General features: G+C 55.8%; 14 protein-coding genes and 3 pseudogenes. 7 read left to right on the forward strand and 10 right to left on the reverse strand.

Going from position 1 to position 13,194, the window contains the following annotated elements:
- Positions 1-2: 2 nt before the first annotated feature.
- Together ACLQ8T_RS17010 and ACLQ8T_RS17015 are read left to right on the forward strand one after the other, a co-directional pair.
- Entirely contained in the window at positions 3-944 is a 942-nt protein-coding gene (locus ACLQ8T_RS17010; protein ID WP_047117865.1) for a cation diffusion facilitator family transporter, read from the forward strand.
- Positions 945-1,064: 120 nt separating this feature from the next.
- A complete protein-coding gene (locus ACLQ8T_RS17015) occupies positions 1,065-1,400 on the forward strand; it encodes a hypothetical protein (RefSeq protein ID WP_052772183.1) in 336 nt (111 codons plus the stop codon).
- A 29-nt stretch (positions 1,401-1,429) separates the two neighbouring features.
- Here the strand turns inward: ACLQ8T_RS17015 and ACLQ8T_RS17020 are convergent.
- The 5 genes and pseudogenes from ACLQ8T_RS17020 to mobC all read right to left on the reverse strand — a co-directional run bounded on the left by ACLQ8T_RS17020 (position 1,430) and on the right by mobC (position 6,152).
- Positions 1,430-2,381 (reverse strand): annotated as a pseudogene (locus ACLQ8T_RS17020) (IS3 family transposase).
- A gap of 629 nt (positions 2,382-3,010) precedes the next feature.
- Positions 3,011-3,427, reverse strand: a complete 417-nt coding sequence (locus ACLQ8T_RS17025; RefSeq protein ID WP_143181169.1) for a DUF4913 domain-containing protein — start codon at positions 3,425-3,427, stop codon at positions 3,011-3,013.
- Positions 3,424-4,269, reverse strand: coding sequence for a hypothetical protein (locus ACLQ8T_RS17030; protein ID WP_047117863.1), 846 nt, complete (start codon positions 4,267-4,269; stop codon positions 3,424-3,426). Before ACLQ8T_RS17030 ends, ACLQ8T_RS17025 begins: the two co-directional genes overlap by 4 nt.
- Before the next feature lie 27 nt (positions 4,270-4,296).
- Positions 4,297-5,721 carry a relaxase/mobilization nuclease domain-containing protein gene (locus ACLQ8T_RS17035; protein ID WP_413456549.1) on the reverse strand — a complete coding sequence of 475 codons (1,425 nt, stop codon included), beginning with the start codon at positions 5,719-5,721 and terminating at the stop codon, positions 4,297-4,299.
- A gap of 38 nt (positions 5,722-5,759) precedes the next feature.
- Positions 5,760-6,152, reverse strand: coding sequence for a plasmid mobilization relaxosome protein MobC (gene mobC, locus ACLQ8T_RS17040; protein ID WP_047117862.1), 393 nt, complete (start codon positions 6,150-6,152; stop codon positions 5,760-5,762).
- Positions 6,153-6,411: 259 nt separating this feature from the next.
- Between mobC and ACLQ8T_RS17045 the strand changes: the two genes are divergently transcribed.
- The gene (locus tag ACLQ8T_RS17045) at positions 6,412-6,678 is read left to right on the forward strand and encodes a hypothetical protein (protein WP_143181168.1); all 267 of its coding nucleotides are present in this window, start codon (positions 6,412-6,414) and stop codon (positions 6,676-6,678) included.
- Positions 6,679-7,112: 434 nt separating this feature from the next.
- Here the strand turns inward: ACLQ8T_RS17045 and ACLQ8T_RS17050 are convergent, their stop codons facing one another.
- The 4 genes from ACLQ8T_RS17050 to ACLQ8T_RS17065 all read right to left on the reverse strand — a co-directional run bounded on the left by ACLQ8T_RS17050 (position 7,113) and on the right by ACLQ8T_RS17065 (position 9,767).
- A complete protein-coding gene (locus tag ACLQ8T_RS17050) occupies positions 7,113-8,111 on the reverse strand; it encodes a zeta toxin family protein (RefSeq protein WP_143181167.1) in 999 nt (332 codons plus the stop codon).
- A 26-nt stretch (positions 8,112-8,137) separates the two neighbouring features.
- Positions 8,138-8,596: a MarR family transcriptional regulator gene (locus tag ACLQ8T_RS17055; RefSeq protein ID WP_052772179.1), complete on the reverse strand. Its 459-nt coding sequence runs from the start codon at positions 8,594-8,596 to the stop codon at positions 8,138-8,140.
- Between the two features lie 67 nt (positions 8,597-8,663).
- A complete protein-coding gene (locus tag ACLQ8T_RS17060) occupies positions 8,664-9,233 on the reverse strand; it encodes a recombinase family protein (RefSeq protein WP_047117859.1) in 570 nt (189 codons plus the stop codon).
- Between the two features lie 135 nt (positions 9,234-9,368).
- Positions 9,369-9,767 (reverse strand): hypothetical protein, encoded by a 399-nt coding sequence (locus ACLQ8T_RS17065; RefSeq protein WP_204677736.1) that lies wholly within the window; start codon positions 9,765-9,767, stop codon positions 9,369-9,371.
- 96 nt (positions 9,768-9,863) lie between these two features.
- Here ACLQ8T_RS17065 and ACLQ8T_RS17070 point away from each other — a divergent pair, with 96 nt between their 5' ends.
- A complete protein-coding gene (locus ACLQ8T_RS17070; protein ID WP_204677734.1) occupies positions 9,864-10,169 on the forward strand; it encodes a type I restriction enzyme HsdR N-terminal domain-containing protein in 306 nt (101 codons plus the stop codon).
- A gap of 39 nt (positions 10,170-10,208) precedes the next feature.
- A complete protein-coding gene (locus ACLQ8T_RS17075; RefSeq protein ID WP_001389365.1) occupies positions 10,209-10,973 on the forward strand; it encodes an IS6-like element IS6100 family transposase in 765 nt (254 codons plus the stop codon).
- 53 nt (positions 10,974-11,026) lie between these two features.
- Here the strand turns inward: ACLQ8T_RS17075 and intI1 are convergent.
- A pseudogene (gene intI1, locus ACLQ8T_RS17080) lies at positions 11,027-11,623 on the reverse strand (class 1 integron integrase IntI1); the annotation flags it as partial.
- A gap of 145 nt (positions 11,624-11,768) precedes the next feature.
- Here intI1 and ACLQ8T_RS17085 point away from each other — a divergent pair.
- Together ACLQ8T_RS17085 and dfrA1 are read left to right on the forward strand one after the other, a co-directional pair.
- Positions 11,769-12,607, forward strand: a pseudogene (locus tag ACLQ8T_RS17085) (AadA family aminoglycoside 3''-O-nucleotidyltransferase).
- Positions 12,608-12,635: 28 nt separating this feature from the next.
- Positions 12,636-13,109: a trimethoprim-resistant dihydrofolate reductase DfrA1 gene (gene dfrA1 / locus ACLQ8T_RS17090; RefSeq protein ID WP_092592735.1), complete on the forward strand. Its 474-nt coding sequence runs from the start codon at positions 12,636-12,638 to the stop codon at positions 13,107-13,109.
- The last annotated feature ends 85 nt before the right edge of the window (positions 13,110-13,194 follow it).

Genomic DNA, 13,194 nt, shown 5'->3' on the forward strand with positions numbered 1-13,194 from the left:
ACATGGGAGCAGGACACAATCACGGCCCGGCCGCAAACGAGACCGGACACCCCGGAGACTTCCGCAAGAAGCTCTGGATCGCATTTTCGATCACCGCGACGATTGTCGTCGCCCAGGCAGTCGGTTCGGTTATCACCGGTAGCCTCGCACTGCTGACCGACACCGTTCACGCAATCACCGACGCCTCTGGCTTATTGGTTGCGCTGATCGCGGCAACACTGATGCTCAAGCCGGCCAATTCCAAACGTACCTGGGGGTTTCGGCGCATCGAGGTAATCGCAGCTCTCGGACAGTCTGCACTGCTGCTGGTGGTGGGTACGTACGCCGCCATTGAAGGCATCCGGCGACTCTTCGAGCCTCCAGAAGTGCCGGCCAGTGAACTGCTCATCTTTGGCATCATCGGTTTGGTCGCGAACATTATTGCCATCACCATTCTCGCCTCAAGCCGCGGTTCGAACTTCAACATGCGCGCCGCATTCCTCGAAGTACTCAACGACGCCCTCGGGTCACTCGGAGTGATCATTGCAGCAATCGTCATCGCCACGACCGGGTTCATGCAGGCCGATGCTATCGCGGGGCTATTCATCGCCACCTTAATCGTTCCCCGTGCATTCAAGCTCATGAAAGAGACCACTAGTGTCCTCATGGAGTTCACCCCCAAGGGACTTGATCTCGACGAGGTACGCACGCACATCCTCGAACTTGACCATGTCAAGGATGTTCATGACTTGCACGCCTCAACTGTGGCAACCGGCCTACCGACATTAACTGCCCACGTCGTCGTTGATGACGAGTGTTTCACTGATGGTCATGCAGTTCAGATGTTGCACGAAATCAAAGACTGCGTTGCAGGGCATTTTGAGGTCTCCATCCACCACTCGACTTTCCAGGTCGAGACCGAGCACATCGCCGCGCATGAACCGGAAGTCAGCAAACATGATTAACCGAAGCAGTGCGGACTCGTGCAGGCAAGGCAACTCCTCGCTACTCTGGCAGATATTGTCCCTATAGGTATAGGGCACTTTGTTGAAAAGTCACCATGGGCAGGCACAGTAAGGAAACCAATGGAAATTTTCAGGTCATTCCCAAAGCGCAGTGGGAAGGTCACCACAGTAATCGCTGTCGTGGTCATCGCTTTCACGCTCAGCGGATGCACTGCGGCTGAAGATCCTCCCTCGGCCTCGGCCAACGAAAACAAAATCCCCGTTGAGCACGAACTCGATGGCCTTGGAGCCCGCGAGCTGATTGAAACGCTCGATTCGATGTCGTTGGCTGAACGCACTGAAGATTTGACGACCTCCATCTTCGCGGAGACTGTCACTCTCACTGACCAACACAATCACACGGCAGAAGTACCTCTTCCCAGTGAAGAGATCTACGTGAGCTGGTCAAGTTTCTGAGACACGATCTTTGATCATTTCCAATATCCTCAAGCCACTAGAGCTAGAGAATTCCTTTCCTGATACGAGTCCAGAACAGCCTGAGGGCTGACCCCTCCATTAGCTGTATGCGGTCGCCTCCGGTTGTACCAAACCTCGATGAACTCCATCGCCGCGGTACGCGCTACCACCCTGCTAGTGAAAGCCCGGTGATGATACATTTCGTTCTTGATCGTCGAGAAGGCGGACTCGGCGACAGAATTGTCCCAGCGCACCCCGGTGCGGCCCATGGACTGCCGCACGCGGTGGGCAGCGCACCATGCCTGGAACGCGTCGGAGGTGTATTGCGTGCCCCGGTCGCTGTGGAACACGCTGCCAGGCTGGATGAAGCCTCGCGACGCGGCAAGCTCCATCGCATCAATGACCAGCTGAGTTTGCATGTTCTCGCCCATTGACCAGCCCACGATCTGACGTGAATACAAGTCGATCACCGTGGCCAGGTACAGCCATCCCTCACCGGTGCGCAGATAGGTGATGTCACCGACCAGTTTCGCCCCAGGCCGGGACGAGCGGAAGTCCCGCCGGCCGATCTTATCGACCATGTGGTTCTTGATATGCGCTGTTCGCGCTTGGTGGTCACGCACCGTCGTGGTTTTGAAGGCGCTCATTCGTTTGGCCTGGATTCCTAGTTCTTTCATGATCGAGAGAACTGTGGATTTCGGTATCCGAATGTTGTGGTTGTTAAGCAACAGATCCACCAATTGGCCGGCGCCAGCGACCTGGTTGGATGCCTCGAACTCGGTGTGGACCAGTTCGGTACGGCGGATCCTCAGATGTTTCAGCTTCAGGATGCTCGGCGCGGTAGGCACGGACCCAGTTGCCCAAGGTTCCTTCGTTGATGCCCAGGGATGCTGCAACTTCGATCAGGCTTTTCTGGGATGAGATCACCAGTTCAACTGCTTCGGCGCGGAATTCCGGGGTGAACTTCTGACGTTTGGACATGCACTCATTCTCCTACGAACGCGTGTCTCACAACATCATGACAGCTCAGGTCGGGACCATGACGCGTTGCTGGAGAGGCTGCGCGAGACGGACCTGTTGATCGTTGATGACTTCCTCACGGTGGGTATGGACCAGAACATCGCCAGTGATGTTTACGGGTGCTGGCGGACCGGGAGCATAGGTTGCCGACGGTGATCGTCAGCCAGACCGATCCGTCGTATTGGGTGCAGGTGCTGCCGGACCGGGGGCCGGGGATTTCATCGTGAATCGGTTGGCGAACAACACCAGGTGGCAGCTGTTGGGAGATGCCGACATGCGCAAGTTGAAGCATGAGAAGGCGCGGGAGTCGGCTGATTTTTGGGAATAGGTTTGCGGTCCGTTCCCTGATAGCTCGCCCCGAGCCTTCTCCTTCGTAGCGTAGTGGCTCAGAGCCCCTCACGGGGTTCTGAGCCACTACGGAGTGCTTCGTTCGGTACTACCAACTAGTCGGAATCGCGCTACCGCGTACCCGGGTTTCGTCCTACCAGGTCGCCGGAACATCACTACCAAGAGACCCTATTTGGCACATAGTGGATTTACGATTGATAGGGGCCAACACCAAGGGTGTTAGCCCCTTCGCTTGCATAGAACTAGTTCACGGACTCCCTGATTTCCTCAGGCATATCCTGGACTGGCCACGGCTCTGGCACGTCCTCGCGCACCGGTGGGTCGTAATCCCAGAATGGGCCATCTGGTGAAGTCAGTTCCCCCATCAACGGATAGAAGTAGTCACGCATGTACGAAGCCATGCCGGTAGCGCCCTCCCATCGCATTTTTTCGAAGCTCAACCACAACGAGGTGATCAGCGTGATCGCTTCCTCATAACGCCACCACTCAGGATCCCACCGGAACTCCCCTTTGTTCAGCTTCCGTCGAAAGTGCGGCAGCCCCCATTGGGTCAGCCATTCTTCCTCTGTTTCGAAAGCCAACGGCTGCTCAGTGTCCATATCTGATTCCGCAGCTACTGGTTCGTCAGTTTCCAGGTCATCATCGTTGATGAAACTCACCGGGTGACCTCCGCGCTCTGGCCGCGCTTGCGGGCTAGCCCTGCCCCGTGCTGCGCAGCTGGCCTGGTGGATTTGCCGAAAAGCACCGCATCACCGGGTTTCGACGGGAAACCGTGGACGGCCCTGGCACGGGCCAGCACCGCAGCGGCGGTCTTCGATCCTGGGCCAAGATCATCTGGGTGCACGTTCGCACCCATCGCGCGCTGTGACTCTGGTTTCCCCAGGCTGGGGGCGTTGACTGATTCGCGACCCTCACCGGCATCGCGATCCCGCTGGTCGAGCTGGGTTTCACCCTCCGCCTGTTCAGCCTTCGCAGAATGGCTTTCAGCGGCTTCTTCACGTACCTGTGCTTGTTCTTCCTTGGCCTCGGCCTGTGGCGCAGCTTCTTGCGCTTCCTTCTCTCGCTCCGCACTAGCTTCCTGGTTCAACCGGGTGCTGGCGTGGTAGTCATCAATAGCGTTCTTCAACGCGCGATGGCGTTCCTCAGCCGATTGCGGATGGTTCTTGTACATGTCCTCGATGTTGATTCCCAGCTCGTTGCGCAGCCGGTCAGATCCAGACATGAACGCTTTCGACGCATCACGGTGACCAGCCGACAGTTCAGAAGCCACGGTCATACGATCCGCGATTTGCCGGGAGGACAGTTTTAGGAAATCTGGCGACGCCATATCCTTCTTCAATACGGCGGCCAGTTGCTGCTGCGCCTGGTACGTTTGCGCTGCCGGGTTCTGATTCGCGGCACGCCGATCAGAGGCTTCCTTGGCCTGCATCGCAGCACCCAGGCTCATGCGCAGCACACGGCCGAACTCCATCGAGATATCTGATTCTTCGTCGTTTTCCATGTCCTGCACTCTCCCTTGACTTTTCAGTTAACGGCCTAGGCCGTGATCCCGATCTTTCTTGGTCATTCCCGCACCTGGCTGCGCCACGGTGTGCACCGGCTCGCGTTGCTCAGCCTCGCGCACGATCTTCTCTGCCATAGCAACCACTTCTTGGGCTGCACGGGTCAATTGAGGACGCTCAGCGGCCATGCGTCCGCGCAGCATCGCGTGTGACAACCGATTCGCCTGGCGCAGCACAGCCATCCATCCCTGTTCCGCATTACGCGCAGCGAAACGTGTGGACAGCCGGGCAGCGTAGACGCGGTTCCCCATGCCCTGGCCGGCCCTGGCCATATGGGTGCTCAGACGTGCCAGGCTTCCAGGTCGGTTCCCTTCCAGCTCCAACGACAACCGGGCATAAATGTTCGACAAGGTATCCGGGCCAAGCCGGCCAGCATCCAGCTTCCTGGACGTGGACTGCGCCAAATCGAACGCCCGGTAACCCGATGCTCGTTGCAGTCTTGCACTGCTGTGACGGGAAGCTAAGAACTGCTCTGCCTCGTTCACGCCGTCACCGTTGAAACGCGCCTTGATCGACGGCCACCCCAGGCTGCGATCAAGCTTCGATGGCGCGTACCAAACAGCTTGATCCTCACCAGTTTTAGTCCCCAACGACACCTTGTAACCAGTGACCCTGGTCGTTGAACCCTTGGCGAAATGCGGAGCAACTTGCACCCCCATTTGCGGCAGCTGGCGCATGAACTCGTCGGCAGTGGAAGAACTCGATAACGCTGCACGCATTCGGCGGGAAAGCTCAATGCGATCAGACACCGCATAGTTCTCGCGTTCAGCGCGTGCACGCTCCGCTGGCTTCTCCCCAGACAAGCCTTGTTGCTGTGTGACCGAGGATTCCAAGGACTGCAAGCTGAATTCGTTTTCAAGTTCACGGCACGCCATCTGGGCGCGGTGGAAATCATTGTGCGTGCTCGCCTTCGTGCCATCTTCACGAACCATTTGCACCACCAAGTGAATGTGGTCATTTCCGTTCTTCGATGCGCCGTGGTGCACTGCCACCCAGCGCGATGACTTCGCACCGTCAGGGTCTACGAAACCCATCTTCTCGACGAACGATTCAGCGATGCTCTTCCACTGCGCATCCGAGACCTTGCCTTCGGATTCAGCCAACGACAAAGAACAATGCCAGACGTGCGCATCCTTTGAACCAGTACGGATCTTCTTGCCGTTCTCGTCTTTCAAGAACGCGCCAGATTCTTCATCTTTCGCATACACCGGCTTGGTCACTTCGGTGCCGTGCAGCTTGCGTGGAGCATCCAGCATCTCCGCGATTTCAAACGCATCGTACTTCGACAATTCAGCACCTGGCGCGTAGGCGAAAGTCACCCGATCATCCCCGGCAATCAACCGCTGGTTCTCGTGCTCATTAGCACGCCCAGGGCCAACCAAGTAGTTCATCAAACCAGCCATGCGGCCACCACGAGTCACGTTCGGAATCATGCCGGATCACCAGTGATCTTCAATGTTTCAAGAACATCATCAATGCGCTTCACCGTAGCGCGCAGATGATCCAAAGAGTCATGCAGCTCACCTTGAATCTCGCCTGTTGCATTCGCGGCGCGAGCGATCTGGTTGATGTTGTTCCCCGCAGCAGCAAGGCCACGCTGCAACAAGAACAACGAAGTAATCAGCTCATGACGTTCGGCAGCGGTCTCACCACGAGACTGCGACAAGGTGGACTCCACCAGAAGGCGCGGCACCGAGACACCTACTTCATCCGCCATGACTTGCAAGGCAAGATTCTGCTCCACGGTCAGCTTCACCTCGCGGCGAACCGAACGGCCACCAGCAGCATTCGACTGACGCTTGCGCGAATCAAAACGACCCATGCGAATCTGCCTCCCGCCCAGTGCAACGCCAAATGACCTAACAGGTCAATTGTCCCACCCGAAGAACCACAGTTCAAGCGCACAAGCAACTTAGCCGTGCTAAGTTTATAGCTTGCTCCGCCTCAACGGCGGGCCACTTCTCGCTCAGTTGGTGCAACGAGCGTTGGCATCAGGACATGACCGCGCTACGCTGGAAGCACCAGATCCGCGCCGGATCGGCGTGGCTGAGACGGTGCAAACCAATCGGAAGGTGCCACTCATGAGTGACGCAGCAGCCCGCATTCTCGAACAACTTCAAGCGCAAAACGACTTGCGCATGGAAGCTGCCAACAATATCGCCCAGGCAGTCGCCGCACGCGTCGACGCAGAGCAACAGCTAGAGCAAGCAAAGGCCGCTGAAAAGCAAGCGTTCACCGCTGCTTTGAAGAAGGGCTGGACGCAAGCCGAACTGAACAAGATCGGTTCGCCATCGCGTCGCCGTCCAAGCAAAAAGGATGCAAAAGCTTCCGGCTCCAACGAGAGCTAAACGAAGATAGACCTCGGGTCGCTACTCACCTCACGGTGAGTAACGACCCGTCATTTTCTGCCCTTGGTTGCGTGGTGTAGCCTCCTGCCCACCTGTGCACAGCAAAAGCCCTCCCACTCCGCTGCTTTTCCTGCACACACGTGGACAGCAGGAACCAGCCGACCGCCCGCACACAAGCCAAAAGTTGCAGTACCTGAGTTAGCTTGCGTCATGCGATCTTGGCATGTGCACGGCCTCTGCCAACTGGGCTAATCGAACTCTCGCTGACTTGTTTTGGCTATGCGCTTGCCCCGCCCCTCGATGCCCGATTCTTACACGAACAGACCCCCTATCAAGGGCGCTTCGCGTCGCTGCGCGATAGGCTACGCCTACCCTTGACAGGGGGTCTGTTCGTGAATCTTGGCATTTATCGGGGGAACGGGGAAGGTGTGCAGTTAGTCGCCTATTCCAGTTCCCTTGTCCGCACCTGGGCGATGAACTTTCGGTGCCCTCGATTGTGTTTCTCTGGCTTTGGGGAAAGCTTGCCGCGCCGACGCGACGCTGCGCGGAATGAGCTTGCCGTCATTCTTCACCTGGTCAATCTCCGGCGTGCTCGATCCTCGTCGGTACTGGGTGAAACTCACAACACCCTTGCCGTTTTCGGCCAGCCACTTTGCCGATTCCTCGGTAGCAGACTTTCCATCTGCTGTGACCAGATTATTCGCAAAATCTGATGGCACAGGACGGCCGCCAAGCTGGCTCTCTCCGCGCTCAAAAGCTTCGCGTCCTGCCTGCCAACGGCCATAGATTCCCGCCTTGGATTCTTCGAACGTTGCCTGCACGCTCACCACATCATAGGTGTATCCGCGCTTGTCCAAAGTAGCAGCGACTTCCTGCGCAGAACCTTGCGATTTGAGCACCGTATCAATGACGTAGTTCGTTCCATCCTTGCGCAAGTCCTTTTGCAACTTGGCGCTGAGCATAGATGACTCTTCGTGCACTAACGCAGCAAACTCCATTGGTGCGAACTTGTGCCCCTGGGCTTCAAGTTCTTTCACCAATGGAGTTTTCAGACGATCCAGGTTCCCGCTCTCTAGCTCGTGCTGGATGATCTTCTCTTTGAAAATATCCGGGTCGCACTGAACGTAACCAGGAACATCATTCAAGCGTTCCCGCTGCACAGTTCCTTTGCCAGCTCCGGGCGGTCCAGCCATCACAATGGCTTTTCCCTCGTACTTGATTTCTCCGCGCTTAGCCGAGTCATCAACCACCTCTTGCATCCACTTCTTATGCAAAAGTTCCCGCTCCGACGTAGCACGCGGACGCGATCCACTTTGAATAAAATACTGCTCTTGTCTGATCGTCGAGTATGCCCCACGCGGGTTCATATCAGGATCAGCCAACACCTGGCGCAGCGCCGCATAATGTCGTTCTATTGATTCGTCGTCAGCCAACGATTCACCCTTCGGTTGCTCACCGCCTAATCGGCCGTCTTCATCAAAACTTCATCATAAGTAGCAGCGTCAATCAGCTCATGCCGCAGCGCGTCGCCCACTTCTTCCCAAGTACCATCCAGGCTCTCTTCGTACTCGCCGTACTCGTTCGCCCAAGGGGTCGGCTTGTACGGCCACTCAACTAGCAGACGCACCAGTTCCTCACGGTCAATAAACCCGGCCGCGTACCGCTGGCACACCTCATAAGGGCTTGCGGCATTGAACTCACCAACAACCTCCGGAACAGCCTGGGCGCGCTGCAATGCCTTCGCCACGGCCGGCTGAGACATACCCAGCAGCGCCGCCATCTCGCGCTGAGTCATACCACCCGCAGCAGCCTTCAAAGTGCGCTTATAGTCCAGCGCATCAACCTCTACACGTTGCCGAGCCTTCAGCAGTTGCGCGCGCATTTCATCATGCTGCGGACGTTCCATTAGCTGGCTCATAACAACCTCCTAAACCTCGAAACTAACATTTCCTCACTTCAAATATAACATTGGTTATCATTGCTAATCAATGATTTTCGGGCGAAATTGCACGGTAGATGCTCGCTGCGCTGACACCAAGGATCTTGCCGATCTGCGCGTAACTCTTCCCTTCCTCGCGCAGCTGCCGCGCCGTGGCGGTGCGATCTGCATCCATGACGCGCGGCCGCCCTCCGACCCTGCCCTGGGCGCGCGCGTGCGCTAATCCCCTGCGGGTGTTCTCCCTGATCATGGAAACGCGCAGTTGCGCCATTACCGCCATAATGCCCACGATGGCTTCGCCCATTGGCGTAGATATGTCCACGTCTAAGAATGGCTCGGTAAGGCTTTTGATCCGCACGCCGCGCTCCCCCAGCTCACGAATGATCTCTATAGCCATTCGCTCTTCGCCGGCCACGCGATCCAGGGCACGGATGATCAACGTATCCCCTGGCTTCAATTGCGCCTTGCACGCGACCCATTGCGGCCGTGCAGCTTCCCTGCTCGACTCCCCTCGGTCAGTAAATATCTGCTCGGCCCCGGCCGCGCGCAGCTCGGCCGCTTGCGACTCCGGGTTCTGCTCGCGCGTGCTCACTCGCGCATATCCAATGACTGTCATGCCAAAAACGCTACACAACCTGGTTGTGCAACGTTTCGGTTTTGTAAGACGTTTCTGAAAGAAAAAACCCCGGCGTGTCGCCGGGGTTTACTTGTCGTTGCAGAAACGACCGTTTTAGATCACTTCGCTGGCGACCTAAAACACCTGCTTTTTCATAACACTGCTTGGCGCAATGAGCTCAAACACGAGGCATAAAATTAATCCAGCGACAGCAAGAGTGACAGTCAATGCATTGTTAGGTAGTGCATTCGCGAAAATAAATACGAACCCAACGGATAACGCGAGGCCGGCGACCCTCCAAAGGATTTTCATTACCTGACCATTTTGTGCTGTGGCCCGTATGAGGCCCATGAAAAATACGCTTGGGAAAAAATAGATTACAGCCAGGGCATCTGCGGGCCTTCCTAATAAGATCAACGGCAATGGAAGCGTCATAGCAACTATCGCAACTACAAATAAAATCATTAGCGACAAGTTGCGCTTAGTTCCATCACTTTTTGCAGAATCTTCAGGTACTGCAGAAAAAGTATTCATGCTTTCCAGTATCCCTGATTCTTTCTCCCGTACTGGCAATGGTGAACGCACGTATATTGTTCATCATTCAATGCTGGACAAAGTAGAGTTTGATCTATGGTTGAACTCGCTGACTTGGTAGAACAGTACGGTGCATTAGCGAAAGACTTGCTCAATGGCCCTGGTGAGCCGGAAGCGGCTTTGTCGCAGCCAGTGACAGAGCTGATAACCGGAATATCAAGTGACCTTCTCAGCCTTAAAACGGTGATGCATAAAGAAGTACGTGAAGATTCCGGCACGGTTCGGCCTGACTATGGGGCACGAGTTAACGGGCTCATGACAGGGCATATAGAGCTGAAAAAGCCTGGCACTTCTCTTGATCCCACGACCTACGCCAAAACGGCTCTGTTGCAAAAATCGTGAAGCTTGAGCATGCTTGGCGGAGATTGGACGGACGGAACGATGACGGATTTCAAGTGGCGCCATTTCCAGGGTGATGTGATCCTGTGGGCGGTGCGCTGGTATTGTCGCTATCCGATCAGCTATCGCGACCTTGAGGAAATGCTGGCGGAACGCGGCATTTCGGTCGACCATACGACGATCTATCGCTGGGTCCAGTGCTACGCCCCGGAGATGGAGAAGCGGCTGCGCTGGTTCTGGCGGCGTGGCTTTGATCCGAGCTGGCGCCTGGATGAAACCTACGTCAAGGTGCGGGGCAAGTGGACCTACCTGTACCGGGCAGTCGACAAGCGGGGCGACACGATCGATTTCTACCTGTCGCCGACCCGCAGCGCCAAGGCAGCGAAGCGGTTCCTGGGCAAGGCCCTGCGAGGCCTGAAGCACTGGGAAAAGCCTGCCACGCTCAATACCGACAAAGCGCCGAGCTATGGTGCAGCGATCACCGAATTGAAGCGCGAAGGAAAGCTGGACCGGGAGACGGCCCACCGGCAGGTGAAGTATCTCAATAACGTGATCGAGGCCGATCACGGAAAGCTCAAGATACTGATCAAGCCGGTGCGCGGTTTCAAATCGATCCCCACGGCCTATGCCACGATCAAGGGATTCGAAGTCATGCGAGCCCTGCGCAAAGGACAGGCTCGCCCCTGGTGCCTGCAGCCCGGCATCAGGGGCGAGGTGCGCCTTGTGGAGAGAGCTTTTGGCATTGGGCCCTCGGCGCTGACGGAGGCCATGGGCATGCTCAACCACCATTTCGCAGCAGCCGCCTGATCGGCGCAGAGCGACAGCCTACCTCTGACTGCCGCCAATCTTTGCAACAGAGCCCACCATGCCCGTGCACGCGACAGCTGCTCGCGCAGGCTGGGTGCCAAGCTCTCGGGTAACATCAAGGCCCGATCCTTGGAGCCCTTGCCCTCCCGCACGATGATCGTGCCGTGATCGAAATCCAGATCCTTGACCCGCAGTTGCAAACCCTCACTGATCCGCATGCCCGTTCCATACAGAAGCTGGGCGAACAAACGATGCTCGCCTTCCAGAAAACCGAGGATGCGAACCACTTCATCCGGGGTCAGCACCACCGGCAAGCGCCGCGACGGCCGAGGTCTTCCGATCTCCTGAAGCCAGGGCAGATCCGTGCACAGCACCTTGCCGTAGAAGAACAGCAAGGCCGCCAATGCCTGACGATGCGTGGAGACCGAAACCTTGCGCTCGTTCGCCAGCCAGGACAGAAATGCCTCGACTTCGCTGCTGCCCAAGGTTGCCGGGTGACGCACACCGTGGAAACGGATGAAGGCACGAACCCAGTGGACATAAGCCTGTTCGGTTCGTAAACTGTAATGCAAGTAGCGTATGCGCTCACGCAACTGGTCCAGAACCTTGACCGAACGCAGCGGTGGTAACGGCGCAGTGGCGGTTTTCATGGCTTGTTATGACTGTTTTTTTGTACAGTCTATGCCTCGGGCATCCAAGCAGCAAGCGCGTTACGCCGTGGGTCGATGTTTGATGTTATGGAGCAGCAACGATGTTACGCAGCAGGGCAGTCGCCCTAAAACAAAGTTAGACATCATGAGGGAAGCGGTGACCATCGAAATTTCGAACCAACTATCAGAGGTGCTAAGCGTCATTGAGCGCCATCTGGAATCAACGTTGCTGGCCGTGCATTTGTACGGCTCCGCAGTGGATGGCGGCCTGAAGCCATACAGCGATATTGATTTGTTGGTTACTGTGGCCGTAAAGCTTGATGAAACGACGCGGCGAGCATTGCTCAATGATCTTATGGAGGCTTCGGCTTTCCCTGGCGAGAGCGAGACGCTCCGCGCTATAGAAGTCACCCTTGTCGTGCATGACGACATCATCCCGTGGCGTTATCCGGCTAAGCGCGAGCTGCAATTTGGAGAATGGCAGCGCAATGACATTCTTGCGGGTATCTTCGAGCCAGCCATGATCGACATTGATCTAGCTATCCTGCTTACAAAAGCAAGAGAACATAGCGTTGCCTTGGTAGGTCCGGCAGCGGAGGAATTCTTTGACCCGGTTCCTGAACAGGATCTATTCGAGGCGCTGAGGGAAACCTTGAAGCTATGGAACTCGCAGCCCGACTGGGCCGGCGATGAGCGAAATGTAGTGCTTACGTTGTCCCGCATTTGGTACAGCGCAATAACCGGCAAAATCGCGCCGAAGGATGTCGCTGCCGACTGGGCAATAAAACGCCTACCTGCCCAGTATCAGCCCGTCTTACTTGAAGCTAAGCAAGCTTATCTGGGACAAAAAGAAGATCACTTGGCCTCACGCGCAGATCACTTGGAAGAATTTATTCGCTTTGTGAAAGGCGAGATCATCAAGTCAGTTGGTAAATGATGTCTAACAATTCGTTCAAGCCGACCGCGCTACGCGCGGCGGCTTAACTCCGGCGTTAACCTCTGAGGAAGAATTGTGAAACTATCACTAATGGTAGCTATATCGAAGAATGGAGTTATCGGGAATGGCCCTGATATTCCATGGAGTGCCAAAGGTGAACAGCTCCTGTTTAAAGCTATTACCTATAACCAATGGCTGTTGGTTGGACGCAAGACTTTTGAATCAATGGGAGCATTACCCAACCGAAAGTATGCGGTCGTAACACGTTCAAGTTTTACATCTGACAATGAGAACGTATTGATCTTTCCATCAATTAAAGATGCTTTAACCAACCTAAAGAAAATAACGGATCATGTCATTGTTTCAGGTGGTGGGGAGATATACAAAAGCCTGATCGATCAAGCAGATACACTACATATATCTACAATAGACATCGAGCCGGAAGGTGATGTTTACTTTCCTGAAATCCCCAGCAATTTTAGGCCAGTTTTTACCCAAGACTTCGCCTCTAACATAAATTATAGTTACCAAATCTGGCAAAAGGGTTAACAAGTGGCAGCAACGGATTCGCAAACCTGTCACGCCTTTTGTACCAAAAGCCGCGCCAGGTTTGCGATCCGCTGTGCCAGGCGTT

The organism is Glutamicibacter sp. FR1, assembly GCF_047300825.1.
Classification (GTDB): domain Bacteria; phylum Actinomycetota; class Actinomycetes; order Actinomycetales; family Micrococcaceae; genus Glutamicibacter; species Glutamicibacter nicotianae.